Source organism: Streptomyces sp. NPDC005808, assembly GCF_042871385.1.
Taxonomy (GTDB): Bacteria; Actinomycetota; Actinomycetes; order Streptomycetales; family Streptomycetaceae; genus Streptomyces.
Map to the genome: position 1 here is coordinate 88601 of NZ_JBIAIK010000004.1, position 22165 is coordinate 110765.

Annotated in this window: 15 protein-coding genes and 1 pseudogene; 12 read left to right on the forward strand and 4 right to left on the reverse strand. The window is 71.7% G+C overall.

The features are described 5' to 3' along the window. The first annotated feature begins 16 nt into the window (after positions 1-16). The 4 genes from ACFYPC_RS10755 (at position 17) to ACFYPC_RS10770 (ending at position 5034) form a co-directional block, all read left to right on the forward strand. Positions 17-169 carry a hypothetical protein gene (locus tag ACFYPC_RS10755; RefSeq protein WP_388673566.1) on the forward strand — a complete coding sequence of 51 codons (153 nt, stop codon included), beginning with the start codon at positions 17-19 and terminating at the stop codon, positions 167-169. Positions 170-177: 8 nt separating this feature from the next. Continuing rightward, entirely contained in the window at positions 178-2301 is a 2124-nt protein-coding gene (locus ACFYPC_RS10760) for an FtsX-like permease family protein (protein WP_388673568.1), read from the forward strand. A 199-nt stretch (positions 2302-2500) separates the two neighbouring features. Then, the gene (locus tag ACFYPC_RS10765; RefSeq protein ID WP_388673570.1) at positions 2501-3244 is read left to right on the forward strand and encodes a Clp protease N-terminal domain-containing protein; all 744 of its coding nucleotides are present in this window, start codon (positions 2501-2503) and stop codon (positions 3242-3244) included. 86 nt (positions 3245-3330) lie between these two features. Continuing rightward, the gene (locus ACFYPC_RS10770; RefSeq protein ID WP_388673572.1) at positions 3331-5034 is read left to right on the forward strand and encodes a bifunctional 3'-5' exonuclease/DNA polymerase; all 1704 of its coding nucleotides are present in this window, start codon (positions 3331-3333) and stop codon (positions 5032-5034) included. Positions 5035-5163: 129 nt separating this feature from the next. Here the strand turns inward: ACFYPC_RS10770 and ACFYPC_RS10775 are convergent, their stop codons facing one another. Continuing rightward, positions 5164-8661: a BTAD domain-containing putative transcriptional regulator gene (locus ACFYPC_RS10775; protein ID WP_388674313.1), complete on the reverse strand. Its 3498-nt coding sequence runs from the start codon at positions 8659-8661 to the stop codon at positions 5164-5166. Positions 8662-9585: 924 nt separating this feature from the next. Between ACFYPC_RS10775 and ACFYPC_RS10780 the strand changes: the two genes are divergently transcribed. The 8 genes and pseudogenes from ACFYPC_RS10780 to ACFYPC_RS10815 form a co-directional block, all read left to right on the forward strand. Then, a complete protein-coding gene (locus ACFYPC_RS10780; RefSeq protein WP_388673574.1) occupies positions 9586-10608 on the forward strand; it encodes a hypothetical protein in 1023 nt (340 codons plus the stop codon). Positions 10609-10997: 389 nt separating this feature from the next. After that, positions 10998-11927 carry a hypothetical protein gene (locus ACFYPC_RS10785; RefSeq protein ID WP_388673576.1) on the forward strand — a complete coding sequence of 310 codons (930 nt, stop codon included), beginning with the start codon at positions 10998-11000 and terminating at the stop codon, positions 11925-11927. 731 nt (positions 11928-12658) lie between these two features. Next, positions 12659-14920 carry a glycoside hydrolase family 3 N-terminal domain-containing protein gene (locus tag ACFYPC_RS10790; protein ID WP_388673578.1) on the forward strand — a complete coding sequence of 754 codons (2262 nt, stop codon included), beginning with the start codon at positions 12659-12661 and terminating at the stop codon, positions 14918-14920. 310 nt (positions 14921-15230) lie between these two features. After that, the gene (locus tag ACFYPC_RS10795; protein WP_388673580.1) at positions 15231-16511 is read left to right on the forward strand and encodes an aminotransferase class I/II-fold pyridoxal phosphate-dependent enzyme; all 1281 of its coding nucleotides are present in this window, start codon (positions 15231-15233) and stop codon (positions 16509-16511) included. Beyond that, positions 16508-16747, forward strand: coding sequence for a hypothetical protein (locus tag ACFYPC_RS10800; RefSeq protein ID WP_388673582.1), 240 nt, complete (start codon positions 16508-16510; stop codon positions 16745-16747). Before ACFYPC_RS10795 ends, ACFYPC_RS10800 begins: the two co-directional genes overlap by 4 nt. A 153-nt stretch (positions 16748-16900) precedes the next feature. Beyond that, entirely contained in the window at positions 16901-17203 is a 303-nt protein-coding gene (locus tag ACFYPC_RS10805) for a hypothetical protein (RefSeq protein WP_388673584.1), read from the forward strand. A 68-nt stretch (positions 17204-17271) separates the two neighbouring features. After that, positions 17272-17586, forward strand: a complete 315-nt coding sequence (locus tag ACFYPC_RS10810) for an ArsR/SmtB family transcription factor (RefSeq protein ID WP_388674315.1) — start codon at positions 17272-17274, stop codon at positions 17584-17586. A gap of 77 nt (positions 17587-17663) precedes the next feature. Continuing rightward, a pseudogene (locus tag ACFYPC_RS10815) lies at positions 17664-17768 on the forward strand (SAM-dependent methyltransferase); the annotation flags it as partial. A 185-nt stretch (positions 17769-17953) separates the two neighbouring features. Here ACFYPC_RS10815 and ACFYPC_RS10820 read toward each other — a convergent pair. The 3 genes from ACFYPC_RS10820 to ACFYPC_RS10830 form a co-directional block, all read right to left on the reverse strand. Beyond that, the gene (locus ACFYPC_RS10820; RefSeq protein WP_388673586.1) at positions 17954-20392 is read right to left on the reverse strand and encodes a hypothetical protein; all 2439 of its coding nucleotides are present in this window, start codon (positions 20390-20392) and stop codon (positions 17954-17956) included. Between the two features lie 215 nt (positions 20393-20607). Continuing rightward, positions 20608-21615 carry a M56 family metallopeptidase gene (locus tag ACFYPC_RS10825; RefSeq protein WP_388673588.1) on the reverse strand — a complete coding sequence of 336 codons (1008 nt, stop codon included), beginning with the start codon at positions 21613-21615 and terminating at the stop codon, positions 20608-20610. 4 nt (positions 21616-21619) lie between these two features. After that, positions 21620-22033: a BlaI/MecI/CopY family transcriptional regulator gene (locus ACFYPC_RS10830; protein WP_388673590.1), complete on the reverse strand. Its 414-nt coding sequence runs from the start codon at positions 22031-22033 to the stop codon at positions 21620-21622. Between the last annotated feature and the right edge of the window lie 132 nt (positions 22034-22165).

The following is a 22165-nucleotide window of genomic DNA, read 5'->3' on the forward strand; positions in this document are numbered from 1 at the left end:
CGGTTCGCTGGAGGGCATGGACACCACAGCCGTACGTATCCGATCTCCGCGCCGCGACTGCGTCGCCGTCAGCGCCCTGGGGGTCCTGGCCCTGCTGAGGGCGTTGGTGGAGCGCCAAGGCCGGACGACGGCCACGGTCACGCACGATCCGATGGGCGCGAAGTGCTGACCTTGGTCATGTCCTCCCTGCGTATCCGCTGGGCCTCCTTCCTCGGCTCTTTCGTCGCCGTCGCGGTCGGGGTCGCCGTGATGACGGCGATGGGGCTGGGGCTCGCCGCCTCCCTCGGCGCGCCCGCCCGCGCGCCGGAGCGGTTCGCGTCCTCGCCGGTGGTGGTGATGGGCCGGGACACGCTGACGGTGGAGGTGCAACGCGGGCCGGGCACCGCCCTTGTGTCGAAGAAGCTCGCGCATCCACACCCTGTGGACAGTGAACTGATCGGCGAACTGCGGGAATTGGGGCAGGTGCGGTTGGACGGGGCGGCACGGGACGCGGTCGGCGTCGATGCGCCTGCCGCGGCCGTACGAGAGCTGGTCGGGGACCGCGCCCGTGTTTTGACCGGCGAGGACCGCCACCAGGCCGACCCCTCCGCCGCGCGTGACGCCGAGGCGCTGGTCGGGGTCGACTCCCTGCTGGGCACCGCGGCCGGAGTCGCGGCCTTCGTGTCGGTGTTCGTGACGGCGTCGACGTTCGCGTTCGTGGTGGCCCTGCGCAGGCGCGAGTTCGGACTGCTGCGGCTGGTCGGGGCGCTGCCCGGTCAGGTGCGGCGGCTCCTGCTCGGGGAGGCGCTGGCGGTGGGGCTCATGGCCTCGACGGTGGGATGTGCACTGGGATCCTGGGCTGCGCCCTGGCTCGTGCGAGCGCTGGTCGAGGGCGGGGTGGCGCCTGGGTGGTTCGCGCTGCCAGGGTCGGCGAGCCGACTGTCCTGGCCGCTCCAAGTCGCTTTCGCGGTAGGCGTGTTGGTCGCGGTCACCGGAGCGTGGTCGGCCTCGCGGCAGGCGGCCCGTGTCGGCCCCCTCGAAGCGTTGCGCGAGGCGTCCGTGGACACCGGCGTGATGCCGTGGTCCCGGCGGATGATCGGATTCACGCTGCTCACGGTTGGACTCGTGCTGCCGGCCTGGACGTTGGGGACGGATCCGGCCGCGCTGCTGAAGCGGAAGACGTACGTGACGCAGCCGATGGTCCTGATCACGGCGGTGGCGGCGCTGGCACCGGTCCTGGTGCGTCCGGTCGTACGACGGGTGCGGCTGGACCGGCTCCCGGGGGCCGTCGGGCTGCTGATCCGCGCGAACGCGTCCACGTCCGTGCGGCGAACTGCCGCCGTGGCGGCACCCGTTCTGGTGACGGTCGCGCTGGCCGGCTCGCTGCTGGGGTCGGCGGCGACGGTGACGGGAGCGAAGGCGGCGGAGGCGCGGGAGCAGACGCTGGGGCAACTCGTCGTGACCGGAGAGGGGTTGGAGGCCGTGCCCGTGGCAGGGGCGACCGTGTCCAGGACGGCCCCCACCGCGGTCTTCGTACGGGAGGAGGGAACCGCTCTCATACGGTCCGACGCGCGGGCGGTGAGCGATGTGGCGGCGTTCGCGTCGCTGACCCGGCTTCCGGTGGTCGCGGGCGACGTGCGCGATCTCGACGACCGCTCGATCGTCGTGAGCGAGGAGTGGGAGCGGCACGAGGTGGGTTCCTGGGTCCCGGTCTGGCTCGGGGACGGAACCCCCACCCGGCTGCGTGTCGCCGCGGTGCTGGCGCGCGGGACGGGTGCCAACGGGGCGTACGTGACCTCGGCGAACGCGCCGGGAGCCACGTTCGACCGGCTCGATGTGCGTGTGGCGCGCGGTACGGACGCGGCGACGGTCGCGTCGGCGCTGCGGTCGGCCGGCGGGACGGTGCGGTCCACCTCGGCGTGGCTCGCCGCCACCCATCCCCGCACCGGCCCGCAGACCCGGCTGGGGCTGCTGGTCGTCCTCGGCATCACCCTCGCCTATGCCGTGATCTCACTCGCCGGGACCCTGCTGATGGCCACGTCCGCCCGGCGTGCGGAACTGCGGTCGCTGCGGCTCGCGGGAGCCACCCGCGGACAGGTGCTGGGCGTGGTCTCCGGCGAGGCCGCTCTGGGGATCGGCATGGGAGCCCTGCTCGGCGGCACGGTCGCCGGGGTGAACCTCGCGGGGCTGGCGGTGGCGCTGGGGCGGCTGTCGGCGCCGGTGGGCGTGGAGGTGCCGTGGGGGGTGCTCGCGGGGTGCGTGGGGGTGTGTTCGGCCGTCGGGGTGGGGGCTGCGGTGGCAGCAGCTTGGCGGTCGAGGTGATCACCATCCAGTCCGTCCGGCGTACGAGGACGAGACCGTTCAGGCCGACGGCCTGGGTCTGGAGGCGGCAGCCTCCAGGGACGAAAGACGGGCAGGGGCGGAGGGGCGCTCCCCGTCACCGGCTTCCCCGCACCACGGGCACAGGGAGGGGTGTCAACCCAGGGTTGACACTCCTCGGCTGCCAACCTACGGTTGACACATGACGACGAATCAACCCGGCACGGCATCGGGATCCATCCGTCTCGACGACCTCATCGACGCCATCAAGAAGGTCCACACCGACGCACTGGATCAACTCCAGGACGCCGTGATCGCCGCGGACCACCTGGGCGACGTCGCGGACCACCTGATCGGCCACTTCGTGGACCAGGCCCGACGTTCGGGCGCCTCCTGGACGGACATCGGCAAGAGCATGGGAGTCACCCGCCAGGCCGCCCAGAAGCGCTTCGTCCCGAAGGCCGAGGCAGACCTGGACCCCAGCCAGGGCTTCACCCGGTACACCCCCCGCGCCCGGAACGTGGTGATCGCCGCGCAGAACGAGACGAGGTCCGCGGGCAACGCCGAGATCCTCCCCGCACACCTCGTCCTCGGTCTCCTCGCCGAACCCGAGGGGATCGGCGCGAAGGCGATCACCGCACAGGGTGTGAGCCTGGACGCCGTACGCGACGCGGCGACGGCGGCGCTCCCGCCGGCCACCGCCGAGGTGCCTGCACTCATCCCGTTCGCCCCTCCGGCGAAGAAGGCCCTCGAACTCACCTTCCGCGAGGCCCTCCGCCTCGGCCACAACTACGTCGGCACCGAACACATCCTCCTGGCCCTTCTGGAGTTCGAGAACGGCGAGGGAGTTCTCAGCGGGCTCGGCGTGGACAAGGCCGCGGCCGAGGCCCACGTCAGCCATGTGATCGGAGAGATCGTGAAGGCGCAGAAGGGGACCACCGACTGATCGGACCCGGCCGACCCCAGGAGCGGCGCCGCGCGCGTCCCCCTTGTCAGAGCCCATTGTCAGACCCTCCTGCGAGACTCGGATTCATGACCGACCGGTGGGCTCTCGCACCGGCCGAGGACGGCGGCGCCGAGGTCGCCCCCCTCGGCCCGGACGGGCTGCCCGCGGGTCCGGTGTGCAGGGAGCCGGATCTCGTCGAGGCCGTGCGGACACGGCCGGGCGTGACCCGGTGGGTCTGGCGGTCCACGGCCGACGTATATCCGCGACTGCTCGCCACGGGGGTGCGAGTGGAGCGGTGTTACGACATCGAGGCAGCGGAGACGCTGCTCCTCGGCCACGAGGGACGGCTCGGCGAACCCCGGTCGGCTGCCGCCGCGCTCGCCAGACTGCGCGGCGGCCCCGTACCGCCGGACCCGCCCCAGCGCTCCGCCGAACCGGGCTCGCAGTCGTCCCTCTTCGAACCGCGCCCCGTCCACCTGCCGTTGGCAGACCTCCTGGAGGTGTACGCGGACCAGCGCCGCCGCCACGAGGCGACGGCGCTTCCCGAAAGGATGCACCTCCTGACGACGGCCGAGTCGGCGGGGATGCTGGTGGCCGCCGAGATGAACGAATCGGGGCTGCCGTGGAGCGCGGACGTCCACCGGGCGGTCCTGCACGAACTGCTCGGCGAGCGGTACGCCGGCGGTGGCGAGCCACGACGCCTGGCCGAGCTCGCCGAAGAGGTCTCGGCGGCCTTCGGGAGACGGGTCAGACCCGACCTGCCCGCGGACGTCGTCAAGGCCTTCGCGCAGGCCGGGATCAAGGTCAAGTCCACTCGGCGCTGGGAGATCGAGTCCGTCGACCATCCGGCCGTGAAGCCGCTGATCGAGTACAAGAAGCTGTACCGGATCTGGGTGGCGCACGGCTGGTCCTGGCTTCAGGACTGGGTGCGGGACGGGCGGTTCAGACCGGAGTACCTGCCGGGCGGGACGGTCACCGGCCGGTGGGTGACCAATGGCGGCGGGGCGCTGCAGATCCCCAAGGTGATCCGCCGCGCCGTGGTCGCCGACCCCGGCTGGCGGCTCGTCGTGGCCGACGCCGACCAGATGGAGCCCCGGGTGCTCGCGGCGATCTCCCGCGATCCGGGGCTGATGGAGGTCGCGGGCCGCGAGAGCGACCTGTACCAGTCGGTGTCGGACCGGGCGTTCTCCGGTGACCGGGCGCAGGCGAAGCTCGCCGTGCTGGGTGCGGTGTACGGGCAGACGTCCGGTGACGGGCTGAAGAACCTCGCCCTGCTGCGCCGCCGCTTTCCCAAAGCTGTCGCCTACGTGGACGACGCGGCCCGCGCGGGCGAGGAGGGACGGCTCGTCCGGACCTGGCTCGGGCGTACGTGCCCTCCGGCGGTCGGCGCGTCCGACGCCGCGGACGCCGCGTCGGAGGAGGCAGGCCTCCCGCAGGACGACCCCGCCGAGACCACCGGCGACCAGACGGCCTGGGTCCCCGGGTACGCATCGTCCAACTCCCGTGCCCGCGGCCGCTTCGCCCGCAACTTCGTCGTCCAGGGCAGCGCCGCCGAATGGACCCTGCTGGTGCTCGCCGCCCTCCGGCGCACCTGCGCCGGCCTCGCCGCCGAGCTGGTCTTCTTCCAGCACGACGAGGTGATCGTGCACTGCCCCGCCGAGGAGGCGGAGACCGTGGTGACCGCGATCCGCGCGGCGGCCGACCTCGCGGGCCGCCTCACGTTCGGCGAGACACCGGTCCGTTTTCCGTTCACGACGGCCGTGGTGGAGTGCTACGCGGACGCGAAGTGAGGCGAGGCGAGGCGAGGCGAGGCGGGGCGAGGCGGGGAGGGGAGGGGAGGGAAGGTGCGGGGAGGGAAGGCGAGATACAGGGAGGCGAGGGGAGGCGAGGCGAATGGACGTCGCTCGGGGGATGTGGCGTCAGGTCGCAGTGGCCGACTGGGCCAGGAGTTCCCTCAGCTCCCCCACCACCGAGCTGTCCGTCCCGTCCAGCGCTTCGAGGGCGTACCGCCACAGCTCGTACGCCCCTTCGGCGTCCCCCTCCAGGCTCAGCAGCAGTCCGCGCTGGTGGCGGGCGAGCCCCTCGGTGTACCGGTCGGTGCGGCTGCCGGCGCGGCGCAGCAGCCGGTCGCACTCGCTGGCGGCCCTGGCGCGGAGCCCCGCACCACGCAGGGCGCGCACCAGTCCGAGCCGGGTCTGGGCCTCGCCGTGCCAGTCGCCGTGGCTGCCGAGAATGCGCAGGCTCTCCTCGAAGTGCGGCAGGGCGGCGACCGGTTCACCGAGGGCGAGATGGGCGTAGCCGATGTTGCAGTGCGCGGAGTGCCGGATGATCACGTCGTCCAGCGTGTCACCGAGCGCGAGGCTCCGCTTGTGGTGGTCGATGGCGGCCCGGGGGTCCGTGTGCCCGTACAGGTTGCCGAGGTTGCTGTAGGTGATGGCCTCGGTGTGCTGGTCTCCCAGACTCCTCGAGAGTTCGAGGCTCTGCAGCAGCGCCTCGCTGGACTCGTCGTGCCGGCCGAGCCCTTCGAGGAGCATGCCGCGGTTGTTCAGACCTCGCCGCACCCACGACAGGACGCCGAGCCGCCGCCAGATCGCCAACGCCTCGTCGTTCAGCGCGAGTGCGTCGCCCGCGCGCCCGGTCATGAAGTGCAGCCCCGCGAGGTCCCCGAGGGCGTACGCCTCGGCGGCCTCGTCCCCCAGCCGCCGTGCGGCACCGAGCGCGGCCCGCTGGAGCACCTCCGCCTCGGTGACCCGGCCGCTGCGTTGGGCGTACGGGTGGAGCAGGCGCACCAGGACGGGGACGTACGCGCACATCTGCGCGGGCCGCTCCGCCAACGCCACCACGTTCTCCAGCTCCAGATCGCCCCAGGCGAAGGCCTCCTTGGCGGAGGCGAACGGCACGGTGTCCGCGACGTCCGCTGCGTGCGTGGCCGGCTGCGACGCGGTCGGTCTGCCGCGGTCGTCTCGGTCGAGGCCCGGTTCGACGATCGCTTCGAGGGTGCGCGCGGCGACGGCGGCGTACCAGCGGAGGGCGCGCTCCGCGGGGTGGGGCTCCGCGGGGAGGGGGACCGCGGGGAGGGGGACCGCGGGGAGGGGGAGCTCAGCCTCGGGGAGTTGGACCTCCTCGGGGACCGTGGAGTCGCCGAGCTCCGCCGCAGACGTGCCGCCGACCTCCGCCGCAGACGTGCCGTCCACCCCCTCCGCGGCCGTCTCGCCGACCTTCTCTGAAGCCGTCTCGCCGGTCTCCTGATGCTCCAGCGGCGCCCCCGCGATCTCGCGGGCGAAGTCGCGGACCAGGTCGTGGGGTGCGTAACGGCCGTACGCCGTCTCCTCCAGGAGGGCGACGTCGACGAGGCGGTCGAGGGCGGCCTCGGCGCGGCGTTCGTCAGTGCCGGTGAGCCGGGCGAGGAGGTGAATCCCGTACGCCGGGAGGTCGAGCGCGCCGATACGGTGCAGGGCGAGCGCCGCGTCCCGGTCGGCCTGCCGCTCCGAGGCGCGCAGCGCGTCATGGGCGACGGCCAGTGACCTGCGTACGCTCAGGTCGTCGTACTCAAGGTGGTACAACCGCCCTGCCGTGGCAGCCAGTTGACCGGCGAGCGCATCCGGCGTGAGCGCACGGCGGGCGGCGAGGCGGGCCGCGACGATACGGAGGGCGAGGGGCAGCCGGCCGGTGAGGTCGACGAGCGGGTGCCCGCCGTCGAGCCCCTCCTCTCGTCCGGAGACCGCGCGGAGCAGCGCCGCGCTGTCCTCGTCCGTCAACGGCGCCAGCGGGAAACGGTGCGCGCCGTCCAGTGCCGTGAGCGGCGAGCGGCTCGTCACGATCACCGCGCACCCGGCTCCCGCGGGCAGTAACGGCCGTACCTGTCCGGCGTGCGCGGCGTCGTCGAGCACCATCAGCGTGCGGGTCGGCGCGAGCGTCGACCGGAGCAACGCGGCCGCCGCGTCCGGGTGTTCGGGGATACGCCGCGGTTCCGTACCGAGGCCCCGCAGCAGCGCCGCCAGTGCCTGGCCAGGCGTGAGCGGGGCCATTCCGGGCGTGGCGCCGTGCAGGTTGACGTACAGCTGACCGTCGGGGAAATGGTCCCGCGTCCTGTGTGCCACGTGCAGCGCGAGTGCGCTCTTGCCGACGCCGGCCATGCCGCTGATGACCGCGACACCGGGTCCCGGTCCGGTAGCGGCGACCCGGTGATCCGCCTCCAAGACGGCGCGCAGAGCCTCTCGTTCGTCACTTCGGCCGGTGAAATGTGCTGGCGGGGGCGGGAGTTGGGCGGGGCAGCGGGACCCTGCGAAACGGGAGCCTGTGGCGCCGGACCCTGAGAAGTCGGCTCCTGAGAGGTCGGAGCCTGACACGTCGGAACCTGACACGTCGGACCCAGACACGTCGGACCCCGTGGCGCCCGCCGAGGCGCGCGCAACCGCGGCGCGCGCACCCACGTCGCGCTCGGCCACGTCGCGCCCGTCCTCTGCGCGCCCGACAGCCTCTCGGCCCGCCTCCGCCACGGCCCCCGCCACGGCCTCCGCTGCCGCCTCCTCCGCCACCTCCGCCGCTTGGCCCGGGTTCCGGGCAGGCCTCGGCGCCCCTTCCCGGTCCCATTCCCGGTCCCGTTCCCAGTCCCTTTCCCGGTCCCCTTCCCCCTCCCGAAGGACCTCCAGGTGCGCCCTTCGCACCGCGGCCCCCGGCTCGACGCCGAGCTCCTCGACCAGGCGGGCCCGCAGGTCGCGGTGGACGGCCAGGGCTTCGGCGCGGCGTCCTGTGCGGTGCAGTACGAGCATCAGCAGCCGGTGGAAAGCCTCGCGGAGGGGGTGCTCGGCGACGAGGGCGGCCAACTCCGGGGCGAGATGGTCCAGTCGGACCGCCCCGGCGTCCCCGGCCCGCGCTCCGGCAAGGGCCAGCTCAGCCTCGTAACGCCACTCCAGGACAAGCAGTCGTGCCTCCGTGAGCCGCTGGACGAGCGCGTAGGCGCCGCCCTCGGGTGGCAGTCCGCTCAGGGGGGCGCCGCGCCACAGTGCGAGCGCGTCCGTGGACTCACGCAGCGCGCGCTGCCACTCGCGCCCGGAGTGCGCGGCGCGCGCCGCGGTGACGTGGTTGTCGAAGACGGATACGTCCAACTCGTCCTCGTCGACGCGCAGAACGTACCCCGGCGGTACGGCACGCAGCCGTTCCGGATCGTCGAGCAGGCGCCGCAGCCTCGTCACATGGTTCTGCAGGGAGGCCTGCGCGGATGCCGGCGGCGCCGCGCCCCACAGCGCGTCCTTGAGCGCGTCGACCGAAACGGCCCGGCCCGGCTCCAGCAGCAACGCGGCCAGCAGGGCGCGCATCTTGCCACCGCCGACCGACCGGATCTCGCCGTCGACGCCGTACAGCACAGGCGGCCCCAGCAACCCGAACCGCAGTCCACGGCGCAGCCCGTCCCGCATAACGCCGCTCACTGCCTTCCCGCGCGGCAACTCCACGCCGCACAACGAACTCGCCAACGGCGGCCACCCACCGCCCCGCGCTCGGCTCCCCCTGGTGCCGTTGGCCGTTATGTTAGCGATCTGTTGGCGCCACCTGATGTGATCATTACATCGGATCTGGTTCCGACGGCGCGCGCGTACAACGCGTAACTCGGGGGAGTGTCGCCGCCGTGGCCGGATCCGGGAACGCGAGAGGTCCCGGTCGCCGGAGGTGAGCGACCGGGACCTCCGTCTGTCGCAGCGGCAGCCCGACGCCTTGACGATGCCGTGGAGACGGCAGGCGTCCGAAGGCCGTGACGCGGACATCACGCCCGTTCGACACCGCCGACTACCCGGACCGGCCGCACCGCACACGATGTCCCTGACGCTCCCCCCTTCACCGGGTCCCGCAGCCACCGACGTACACGGCAAGCCGCCACGTCCCAGCCCGCCCAAGTACTCCTCGACGCGTTCCGTGCGACCGTCTCCGAACCGGAAGAGCCGTCCTGACGACGCGCAGGCAGCAGCGGAGGTTCACCACCCCTCGGCCCGCGACCGTCATTGCCCATACTGGGAAGGCACACCGCTCCCCCAGCCGCGAAGTGATCCATGCCCAAGCGCCCCACCACCCGCCCCACCGCCCGTCCCACCGCCCCGGAAACAGTCTGGCTGGCAAGCGGCCACCACTCCGGGCCCGCCCCGGAAGACGCCCTTCGGAACAACCTGCGGAAGCTGAAGGCCAGCGGCACGATCCAGGACTTCCTGGAGCCCGAAACGTCCTCGGAATCAGAATCGGAACCGAAATCGGAACCGAAATCGGGACGGGGAACGGGACGGGGAACGGGAACGGACACGGAATCCGCATCCGCCTCCGCATCCGCCTGGAAATCTGCACCGAACGAGCACGTGTTCGAGGCTCGCTGGCACGTCGCCGACGCCGTCACCGTGCGGGCGCGGCTCACCACGTCCGGGCGCGAGCGTCCGGACCAGGAGCCGCGATGGACACTGGCGGCCGAGGCGGAGCGGCCCTGGGACCCCGCTTGGCCCTCCCCCGCGACCATGTTCTGGCCGGAGACGAGCACCGTGTCCTGGGACCACGACGTCGTTGCCGGACTCCGCCCGCAGGTCATCAACCCACTCCCGCAGGACGATGCGGCCCTGCGCCGCCTGCTCAGGGACGCGGGACGCCGTAGCTGGAGCATCAACGTCGTGGTCCATGAGGCCATGACCCCCGACGAGCGCGGGCTCCTCCCGCTGGCCCGCCTGCTCCCGCCCGGACTACGGCACCGCGTTGTGGAACACCGCGCCGCCCCCGAACAGTTCCAGGCCGTCAACTGGGCTCTGTACGACCTGGGAGTACGGGTGCCGCGGGGCGGCGCCGTGATCCTGCCCGGCACGCCTGCCCGGATCGGGTACGAGGCTGAGGACTTCTCCGTGCGCAGCGTGTTCCTCGACGGCTCCGAGCCGACCGAGCTCCTGGACAAGGTCGTACGGTTCGCCGCGCTGCCCTGGCCGCTGCCGGAAGACGCGGAGAAGGCTCTCACCGCCCTCCGGCAGGACTGGCACCTGGTGACTCTCGAAGAGGAACTGGCGCACGCCCGCGCGCTGGTGGATTCGTATGCCGAGGCACTCGACGCCATGACCAAGTCGCGCGACCGGTACCGCGAGGCGACCGAACTCGCCCATGAGGCGCTGGCCGAGATGAGGGAACTCCGACGGCTCGCACCTTCGGAGCGCGAGACGTCGTACGGACTGCACGGGCGCCAGGCCAAGGCCAACCCGCTGACGACCGCGATTCAGCGGCTCACCGGTCCGCTGAAGGCACGGCGCGTGACAGGCAACGAGGCGGGCAACGAGGCAGGCGACAACGCAGGGGCCCCCGACGTGGCCGGCCCCGGGGGCGAAACCCGCGAGTCCGGCGGCGGCTGATCACCTGGCCGCCTCTCCACGGTTTTCGGGTGGCGGGACACGGGAGGGGCGATTACAAAGGTTCAAAGTTCTCATGAGATGACATAAAGGTCCTCATCATGTCCAGCGCCCCGAAGTGGAGAAAACACATGGCCACCGAGCCTTTCTCTCCCGGTCCGGAACAACCCGGGACACGCCGACACCTCGATGCGACCTCGCTGCACTGGGGAATCACCGAACTCGGCGCCCCGGCCCCCGCCCCGGCCGCTGCCCCAGCGCCTGCCCCCACTGCGCCTCCTGCTCCGGCCTCGGCCCCGGCCCCGACCTCGGCCCCGACCCCGACCCCGACCCGGCGGCTGATATCCGCGGAAGGCGCCCACGGTCAGGTATTTCAGGCGGCCGATGCCGCGATGGACGAGCTGGTGCGCACGGCGGTCGTCTCGCGGCCCCTGGACGATGTCGTTCACCTGGTCACTCTGCTGGAGCAGACACCGGACGGCGTACCGGTCGCGGCGAAGGTGCTGCGGCTGGCCGCGGTGGCACGTTCCGTGGACGATGTCACGCGGCTCGTGGAACTGCTCGGCAGCCCGCCCCACCGCGCCGACCGCATGGACGAGGCGATCCGGGTCGCCGCCGAACAGCGCCCGGTCGCCGAGGTCGGCCGCCTGCTGTTCCTCCTGCACCGCCCCCCGCACGACCCGCACACCGGGACCGAGGCGGTACGTGCGGCCGCTACCGGCCGCCCCCTCGAAGACCTGGTGCAGCTCCTCGGCCACCTGGGCGAAGACCGGGCAACCGGCGGCGCCGGCGCCGAAGTACCGGACACGGACACAAACTCCACCGGCCGTACGGCAGCCGGATCCGCGGTCGGATCCGGGGCCGCTACCGATGGAGGCCCCTCCGCCCGCTCCCTGGCCTCGGGAACGTCCAGCGGCTCCGAGCCCGTCAGGTGGCTGCGCCTTCTGGCCGGCGCTCTCGTCCTGCTCTGCGCAGCGGCCCACTTCCCCCTGCCCTCGGCCGATGCGCCGTCTCGCGGACTCGTCGCGGCGGTCGGCGTTGCCGCTTGCTGCCTGGCTCTGGGGATCGCGCTGCTCCTCAGCAGGAGACCGGCTGTGGCCGCCGCCTGCGCCGCCGTGACAGGTGCGCTGGCCATCGCCCCCCTGCTGGACGGCAGGGTCGGTTCCGCGACGCTGTCCTACGTACTCGACCCCGGCGGGGTGGCCCACCCGCTCCCCGCCCTGTCGGCCGGTATCGCCGCACTCGCCGCACTCGCCGTCCTGGCCGTGACCGTCACGCGACGCCAGACCATCGGCAAACGCCGGATGAGCCTACCCGAGTAGTCAGGCCGTCGCCGCGCACGACCGCCCGGACAAGACGACCATCGGCGTGGGGGGGGGGGGGGGGGGGGGGGGGGGGGGGGGCGGGCGCGGGGGGCCGCCCCCCCCCCCCGCCCGCCCCCCGGGGGGGGGGGGGGGGGCCCCGCCACCCCCCCCCCCCCCCCCGCGGGGCGCCCCCCCCCCCCGCGCCCCCCCCCCCCCCCCCCCCCCCCCCCCCCGCCCCCCGCCGGGGGGGGGCCCCCCCCCCCCCCCCCCCCCCCCCCCCCCCCCCCCGTCTCCATGCCCTGGCACCGCCGTCCGGCGCCTTCAGGTCTTGAAGCCGGCACCGGCCGCCACCCGCTGCCCGCTGCCCGCTGCCCGCTGCCCGCTGCCCGCTGCCCGGGCCATGACACCCCAGTATTGGTACGGACCTTGACCCCGTATCGAGGCACTTGTTCAATGCCTCTGAAAACCTTTCGAATGCCCCCACACCACTGCTTCCGGGTGATATCCGACGCCTCGCCCGCCCCAACAGGAGCGCCTTCACCGTTCAGGGGCTGAAGAGAATCCCCCATGAACACGCAGCCGTACGCGAAATGAGCACGCAGCTGTACGCGAAGCAAAACCCGGGCGGTGCCCGCGACGCACCAACCCGTCGGGCCAACCTGTCCAGCCGGCCTTGCGGGGCCGACCCGGCGCACCGACGTGACGCACCAACCCGACGTGCCATTCCCTCACCAGACGGGAGACACCCTGTGCGAACAGCCGTCCTCAAGATCCCCAGATCCGCAGCGGCGCTCGCCTTCGCCGCGTCCTTGGTCGTGACGGGCTTACAGATCGGGCCGGCCCAGGCCGACGGCGAGCCGTACCGCGACCCGACACTGCCCGTGCCGACCCGAGTGGAGGACCTGCTCTCCCGGATGACCCTGGACGAGAAGATCGGCCAGATGACCCAGGCCGAGCGGGCGTCCGTCACCACCGCCGACATTCCCGCGTACGGGCTCGGTTCGCTGCTCTCCGGCGGCGGCTCCGCGCCCTCGCCCAACAACGCGACGTCCTGGGCGAACATGTACGACGGTTTCCAGAACGCCGCGCTGAGCAGCCGCCTCGGCATCCCGGTCATCTACGGCGTCGACGCCGTGCACGGCCACAACAACGTCTACGGCGCCACGATCTTCCCGCACAACATCGGTCTGGGCGCCACCCGGAACCCCGCCCTCGTACAGCAGATCGGCCAGGCCACCGCGCAGGAGGTCTCGGGCACCGGTATCGACTGGGACTTCGCACCCTGCCTGTGCGTCGCGCGTAACGACAGATGGGGCCGCGCCTACGAATCCTTCGGCGAGAAGCCCGAATTGGCCACGATGATGACCAGCTACATCAACGGCATGCAGGGCAGCTCCCTCAACGCACCCGGGTCCGTGCTGGCGACCGCCAAGCACTTCATCGGCGACGGCGGAACCGACAACGGCGTCAACGCGGGCAACGCGACCCTGACCGAGGCCCAACTGCGCGCCATCCACCTGCCGCCCTTCCAGGAGGCCCTGCGGCGCGGCGTCGGCTCCGTGATGATCTCGTACAACAGCTGGAACGGCGTGAAGGACCACGGCAACCAGTACCTCATCACCACCCTGCTCAAGGGCGAACTCGGCTTCTCCGGCCTCGTCGTCTCCGACTGGAACGGCATCGACGAGATCGACGGCCAGGCCGGCTTCACCGCGGCCGAGGTGAGCCAGGCGATCAACGCCGGCATCGACATGGTCATGGTGCCCACCGAATGGCAGCGGTTCATCTCCACCCTGCGCGCCGAGGTGAACAACGGCCATGTGCCGATGTCGCGCATCGACGACGCCAACCGGCGCATCCTCACCAAGAAGTTCCAACTCGGCCTGTTCGAGAAGCCGTTGACCGACCGCACGTACACACCGACGGTCGGATCCGCCGCCAACCGGGCGCTCGCCCGCCAGGCGGTGCGCGAGTCGCAGGTCCTGCTGAAGAACTCCGGGAACATCCTCCCGCTGGCGAAGACCAACAACAAGATCTTCGTGGCCGGCAAGAGTGCCGACAACATCGGTTACCAGTCGGGCGGTTGGACCATGTCCTGGCAGGGCGGCAGCGGCGCCACCACGCCCGGCACCACCGTCCTGCAGGGGATCCGGTCGGCCGCAGGCACCGGCACCACCGTCACGTACAACGCCAACGGCACGGGCATCGACAGTTCCTACAAGGCGGCGGTCGCCGTCGTCGGCGAGACGCCCTACGCCGAGACCGCCGGAGACCGGCCCGGCGCGATGGGCCTGGACACCACCGACCTCAACACCATCGCCACCCTGAGGGCGTCCGGAGTGCCGGTGATCGTCGTGCTCGTCTCCGGCCGCCCACTGGACATCGCCGCCCAACTGCCCAACTGGAACGCCCTGCTGGCGTCCTGGCTGCCGGGAACCGAGGGCAACGGCGTCTCCGACGTCCTCTTCGGCGACCACGCCCCGACCGGCAAACTCCCCAGCACCTGGATGCAGTCGGCAAGCCAGCAGCCCATCAACGACGGCGACGGAAAGACACCGCTGTTCCCCTTCGGCTTCGGCCTCACCTACGGAACACCGACCGGCCACAGCGCCTACGACGTGACGCAGGCGGAGAGTTACACCTCGCAGTCAGGTACGCAGACGGAGACGACGACGGACACCGGCGGCGGCCAGAACGTGGGCTACATCACCGCGGGCGACTGGCTCGCCTACGGCTCGGTGGACTTCGGGTCGACGACCGCGACCTCGGTGACGACACGGCTGGCCTCGGCCTCCGCGACGACCGGCACGGTGCAGTACCGCCTGGACAGTACGACCGGTCCGGTCATCGCCACCGTCCCGGTCACCACCACCGGCGGCTGGCAGACCTGGACAAGCCCCAAGGTCAACCTCTCCGCCACCGCAACCGGCGTCCACACCCTCTACACCACCTTCACCACCACCGGCTCCGGAGACCTGACCAACCTCAACTGGTTCCAGTTCGCCCGCTGAGCCCGACCGCCCGGCCAAGCCCCTGTTTCGTCACCCCTGTCTCGTCACCCCTGTCTCGTCACCCCGCCGAAACGCGAGGCCGACGAGACAGGAACCGAGCGATCGGACGGCCCTTACTCTGCCGCATGAAGAGCATGTGACAGTGACCATGAACAATCCCAACGGTCGAGGCGTGTCGATGTACGCTGAAGCGAATTGCCCGGGACGATCGTCTTGTGCGAGCCGAAGCGCGTGAACAGGCCCGGGCTCCGCCCGAACCGCGCCGGATGCGCACCTTCGGCGTGCTGGGTGCTTCCGGTCTAAGAACCCCATGACAACGAACGCAGGCACTGCCACGCCCGCCGCACTCCTCGACCAGGCCCGCCGCGACTACGCTGCCCTGCAGTCCCAGCGGCTGTCCCTGGATCTGACCCGGGGCAAGCCCTCCCCCGCGCAGCTCGACCTCGCCGCCGACCTGCTCTCCCTCCCCGGCGATCGGTACACGGCCGCCGACGACACCGACTGCCGCAACTACGGCGGCGCCCTGGGGCTGACCCAGCTGAGGGAGATGTTCAGCCCCTTCCTGCACGTGCCGGTCGACCGGTTGATGGCCATGGGCAATTCCAGCCTGGAGCTGATGCACGATTGTCTCGTGCACGCCTTCCTCGGCAGCACGCTGCCCGGAGCCGCCCGCCGCTGGGCCGACGAGGAGCGGGTGGCGTTCCTGTGTCCCGTGCCCGGTTACGACCGCCACTTCGCCCTGTGCGAGCGCTTCGGCATCGAGATGATTCCGGTTCCGCTCACCGACGACGGGCCGGACATGGCGGTCGTGGCGGACCTGGTTCGCTCCGACCCGGGGATCAAGGGCATCTGGTGCGTACCCAAGTACAGCAACCCCGACGGCACCTGTTACAGCGACGAGACCGTCCGCCGGCTCGCCACCATGCCCACCGCCGCAGAGGACTTCCGCATCTTCTGGGACAACGCGTACGCGGTGCACCACCTCACCGACGAGGAGACCGACGTCGCCGACATCCTCACCGCGTGCGCCGACGCCGGGCACCCGGACCGCGCGTTCGTGTTCGGCTCCACCTCGAAGATCACTTTCGCCGGCGCCGGTGTCGCGTTCTTCGGTTCGTCGGCGGCCAACGTCGCCTGGTTGCGCCACTACAGCGGCAAGCGGTCCATCGGGCCCGACAAGATGAACCAGCTCCGGCACGCTCTCTTCCTGCAGGACACGGAAGGAGTACGACGGCACATGCGCCGGCACCGGGCGATTCTGCGTCCGAAGTTCGACACCGTCAACCGCGTCTTCGCCGAGCAACTCGACGGCACAGGCCTAGCGACGTGGACGCGGCCGAAGGGCGGGTACTTCATCGTCCTGAGCGTCCTTCAGGGCTGCGCCCGGGAAGTGGTACGGCTGGCGGCCGAGGCAGGAATCGCGCTCACCCCGGCGGGTGCCACCCATCCCGGCGGTGAGGACCCGCAGGACAGCGTGATCCGGATCAGCCCCAGCTACCCCGGACTGGATGACCTTCAGAGGATCGCCCACGGGGTGGCCGTGTGCGTACGCGTGGCCGGCTACGAAAAGTTGGCCGCCCGGCGGGCATGATCACCCGCCGCGACATCCTCACCGCCCTGCTACACGACCGCGAGGTCCTGTCCCTCGTCCTGATCACCCACGCCCTGGACACCGCCGCTTCGGCCCACCGCATCGCCGCCCTGGACGCCGGCGAGAACTCGTCGAGCGGGGGACCGGCCCGACGAGTTCTCGCCGCACCGAGGCACCCGTTCACCGTGTCGCTCGTGGAGACCACCACGCGGCTGGAGGCGGGAAAGGGCACCTGACCACCTGCCCGTTGCCACCGCGCGGCCGGGCCAAGTGGCCGCGCCAAGTGGCTGTCGGGCAATATATGCGAGAGTTGCTATATATTGATTCCAGCATGCATGCCCCGCACAGCACCGCCTGCGGGCAACCCGAGAGCACCCCAGGAGCACCACATGGCCACCACCGCCGAACACCGCACCCACGACAACCACACCCACACGCACGGCGAAGGCTGCGGGCACGTCGCCGTCCCGCACGGCGACCACACCGACTACGCGCACGACGGCCACCTCCACAAGAGCCACGAAGGCCACGTCGACGAGTGTGCGAGCACCGACCACGCCGCCCACGACGGCCACGACCACCAGCACGGCGAGGGCTGCGGCCATGTCGCCGTCCCGCACGAGGAGCACGTCGACTACGTGCACGACGGCCACCGCCACGCCGCCCACGACGGCCACTGGGACGATCACTGAGCCGCGTCCGCGGTCGCCTCGAACGCGACACGGGGATCATTGTCACTTGCTAATATATGCATGTGACAATGAATCCCACCCCCAGACCGACCCCCGCGGACGGGCCGATACACGCGCTTCAAGCGGCCAGTGACCTGCTCAAGGCACTGGCATCCCCCGTCCGCGTCGGCATCGTGCGCGAACTGTCCGGGGGCGGAAAGTACGTACACGAACTGGTCGCAGCCCTTGAGGTGAGTCAGCCGCTGGTCTCGCAGCACCTACGGGTACTGCGGACCTCACGCATAGTGAAAGCCCGGCGCCAGGCCCGGGAGATCCAGTACGAGCTCACCGACGAGCATGTCGCCCACATCGTCCTGGATGCCATCCGGCACGCGCAGGAGTGACCCGCCCGCCCGCGACGCCATCAGCCTCCGTCTTCGATCTCGTCGCGGGCCGCTTCCCCGGCCCCTTCCGCGCCGGACTGACCGAACCCGGATTCACGAGCTGGCCGCGCTGGCGCCCCGACGCGAACACCGGCCGTCTCACCGACCGCGCGGGCTGGGGCGGGGTGGCCCGGATCTCATGAAACGGGCGGTGGGGGCCCGCGCCTGCCTCTCCTGTGGACGTGACGCATGCTGGTGACGCGTGCTGGTGACGCGGTATCAGTCGGTGCGATGACCGCCCCCCTCCGCCCCTCCGCCCCTCCGCCCCTCCGCCCCTGGACATGGTCACCACCGCCTGGGCAGAGCCCGGGAACGCGCGTCACAGGTGTCAGCCGGCCGTGGTAGTTGGTCGTACGGGGGTCGCGTCCGGCTCGGGGCGTTGACCGGCACGGCCGTTCCTCTCCTGCTGGCGGGAGAGGAAGTCCTGAAGACGCGCGTGCCGGAATTCGTAGTAGGGACCCGTCTCTCGCAGCACCTGCCGCTGACGGGCGTCCTCCAGAAACCGCATGGCCCGCAACGGGAGGGCACGTTGCACCCACAGCTGGGCGAACACGACCATGGTCCGCCAGCTGTGGGAAACGGTGAGGCCGGCCGCGACGCCGGTCACCATCCCGATGACTACTCCGGTGATGAGCCCGATCGGTACCGCGACCCCAAGCGGGTCATGGCGTGCCATGGCAAGGGCATCGGTCAGCCCGGCGGCGAACCCCACTGCGAGCCCGAAGACCAGCCCGGTCGACAGGCTCTGTTTCCGGTCCTGGTTCCAGGCGGACATGGGACCGACAGGGGAATCCGCGTCCGGCGAGATCCGGGCCAAGCCATCGATCAGCCCGAATGCGACGGTGTAGGCGAGACCGATGGCTGTGCCGACGACAAGCCCGCGCCGCGTCCCTTGAGCGAACCCGAGCGGGATGGCGCTCGCCAGACCGGCCGGAGCCCCGGTCGCGAGCCCGGCCGGAAGTCCGGCGATCAGCCGGCCGAGGAACCGCGCCGGCGGGCTCGCCCGCGATCTCCTGGTGGCCAGGGGCGGAGTCAGGCCCTCGCCCGTCGCAGCGAAGCCGGTCGCGATCCCCGCTGTCAGGGTCGCGACCGGAGCAGCGATCGTCACCGCGACCGGTCCCGCCGCCGGGCCGACGGTCAGCGCCACCGCCGCTCCGACGGCAAGCCCGGACATCAGTCCCCTCCCCGCGTTGAAGCCGCTGCTGCCGGAGCCGCGTAGCAGCACCACGCGTGCGGCACGCCGTTCGGTCACGATCCCCGTGGCGAGCCCCAGCGCTCCGCCGGCCACCGTCGCCGGCAGCACTCCTATGACCGTGCGTTCACCGAACTCGTCGGTGAACCGGGCGACCAGAGCGGCGATCAGCCCCGCGGCGAGAGCGCCACCAGCCACCCCTGCCAGGATTCGCCAGAAGGCGGACGCCCACTCATGAACCCGCCACCATGCCAGCTGCCGTGTCCCCTTGGCGGTCATCCGCGCGGCGATGTGACCGAGCCAGCGTTCTGCTTGTTCCTGTGTGTACAGGCCCGGGGTGTCTGGGCGATCCTGGGCGTACGCGCTCGGCAGGACGCGCCCCAGCAGCCGGTCGTGGATGTCCTCGGGGTCCTGGAACACCCCGGGCGCCAGCAGTTCGTCCACCAGCGCCGTGAATCCCTCGGTGTCCCCGTCAGGGAAGGCGTCTCGCAGCAGGGTCAGCATGAGCGGTGTGCTGAGTGCTCTCGCCAGTACCCCGCGGGGTTCCTCCCGCACCTGCTCCGCGAGACGCCGCTGGAGAGCCGACGGCAGCCCGTCGGGCCGCCAGGCCGTGAGGCAGTTTGCCGCCACCCCCGCCGGAACAGGGTCCAGCTCGAGAACGGCGGCTCCCGGGAGTCCCACCTGGAGTGCTGCCCGCGTGAACTCCTCGCTTCTGCTGAAGAGCACCAGCGGGATACGCAGACGTTTCAGTGCCCGTAGTGCCTCCACCCGCTGATCACCGGTATGGAGGTCCTCGAAGCCGTCGAGGAACAGTGCGACGCGACGATCGCGGATCAACTGTTCCGGAGTCCACCGACCGAAAGGGGACCGGCGAAAGGAGGTGAAGTCGCTGGTGAGCCGGTCGGCGAGCCAGTCCGTCAGCTTCTGCTGCTTCGGGTTCCAGTCATGCGGGGTGAGCAGGACGGGCACGGGCACTCGCGCTCGGGTCTCCTCATCGAGGCTCTCGCGGTGTCTGAGTGCGTTCAGGGCCGTGAGGATCGCAGCCGCGGACTTGCCCGCTCCGGCCCTCCCGAGCACAACCACGCGGCCGGTTCCCATGCCGGCGTAGACCTTGAACAGGTCGTTCAGCCCGCCGTCCGCCAGCATGGCCGGTGTGGCGGCCGCGGTCCCCGGCAGCGCCTCGAAGAGCGGCAGGCCCACGCCCGCCCCCGCACCGATCACGTCCTCCGGACGTCCGGCGACCTCATGGGGAAACCACGACCACGTGACCGGTACCGGACGTTCCCGCTCCTCCAGCCTTCGCGCGTCCTGCCGCTGTTCGTACAACTCGCGGGCTTCCTTCGCCAAGACTTCGGCTGCCTGCGCCGATGTCGCGAGCGGACCATCAGCCGTAGCCGAGCCGGTGCCCTTCAAGGCAGTCCAGGCAGCAAGCACCACCACGACCAGAACACCGGCTGCCGTGTTGCCGATCAGGTCAACCAGCTTCTGGTTCTGGGCGATGACGAGGGCGATCGAGAATCCGGCGCCCACGAGCACCACGAAGGCCCCGAGCAGGGCGAGCCGTCTGCGCCTCAATCTTCTGTTATAGGGCGGCATATGACGGAGTGTGACAAGCATTCTGCAGCGGTGCCACCGCATTGGAGAAAGCCCCGAACGGCAGCCGGGGCCATGCCCCTGGAAGCGAGCCGCCGACCCGAACCGAATCATCCGACCCGGTAGTACGGGGAGGCCGAACCGCGCCGGGTGCGTAGTACAGCGGTACAGCGGTACCGCGCTACCACGTGCCGCGCCTACCTGCTGCGACCTCCGTGTCCGCCGGCTCCGTGGTGGTTGCAGCAGGCATCCGGCTGCCGCACGGGATGCCCTGCGCCCGGCGCCCCGGCGTCCGCCGCGCACTGGGCCCGCTCCGCGCTGTCGACCAGGCTCTCGCTGTCCGACGCCGCGTTGGCCAGGCTCGCGCAGCACAGCGTGAGCAGGAGGGCGCCCGCCACCAGGGGCAGGGTGCGGCGCGGGGGCGGCGGGGCCAGCAGGGCCTGCACTCGCTGGGGCACGGCCCCGCCGGTCGCGGCCAGGGCGGCGGGGCGTGGCATGCCTGCAGAGGCGAGAGCCGCCCGCCCGACGGCGCGGGCGACGACCGTTCGGCTGCCGATCCGGGCCGCGGCCTCCTCGTCCGCCCAGCGTTCCAGTACGAACCCTCCCGCCTCGGCAACCGGGCGCAGCAGCGGGTTGACGGCCGCGGTGAGTCGCCACACGGTCTGGAAGAGGTGGTGGCGGCCGCGCAGGTGGGCCCGTTCGTGCGCCAGGAGGGCCTCGCGCTCCGCGTCACCGAGGCAGCGCAGCATCCCCCGGGACACGACGATCCGTCCGGGAGCGCCGGGAAGCGCGAACGCCTGCGGGGCCTCGTCGTCGAGCACCGCCAGTTCGGTGTCTCCGGGTACCCGGCCGCATTCCCGCCGGGCCCACAGGAGGTGGCGGCCCTGCCGTACGGCAGCCACCCCCAGCGATCCGAGCCCCGCCGCCAGTGCCAGGGCGCTGACGGCCGCGACGGCCAAGGAGACCGGGTCCTGCGTGCGCAGAGCGGCCACCGACCAGTGGCCCTCCTCGGCGACCTCGGGGATCTGGGCGAACCCGGTGAAGGCCAGCAGGGCCAGTGAGCCGAGCCAGCCGGTCGCCGTCACAAGCGCCGCGCACGCCAGGGACCAGGCAGCGGGCCGTGGTGCCGGCCGCCGGGCCGCCCGGGGGGCGAGCATCGCGAGGACCACGGTGACAAGGAGGGGTATGTAGACGCTGATCGTCATCGGTTCACGGCCCGTCGCCGTCGCGTCCGGCGTCCTGCCCGCCCAGCAGGCGGTGCAGCAACTGCTCGTCCTGCTGGGAGAGTTCGTTGACGAAGCGGGTGAGCACCGCCTCCCGGTCCGAGCCGCGCTCCAGCAGGCCGTGCATCCGTACGGCGGTGTCGGACGCCTCGTCGCGGACGGGCGCGTACGCGTATCCGCGGCCCGCCGGATGCCGTACGAGCATGCCCTTGTCGTGCAGGCGCGACAGGATCGTCAGCACCGTCGTGTAGGCGAGGTCCCCGGACAGCCGCTCCAGGACCTGCCGTGCGGTCAGCGGCTCGTCCACGGCCCACAGGGCGGCAAGGACACCGCTCTCCAGCTCCCCGCGTGCCCTCCTGCCGGTCGCCCCGCCGCTTTCACCGCTCGCCCGGTCGCCCATCGCCACCCGCCTTCCCGTTCGGCACCCCAGCCTACCGGCGGACCTACTACGGCATGTAGGACGCCGACGGGATCTCACCGTCCCGTCTCACCGTCCCGCTCTTACCAATTATCTACTACATCTTGTACGAGT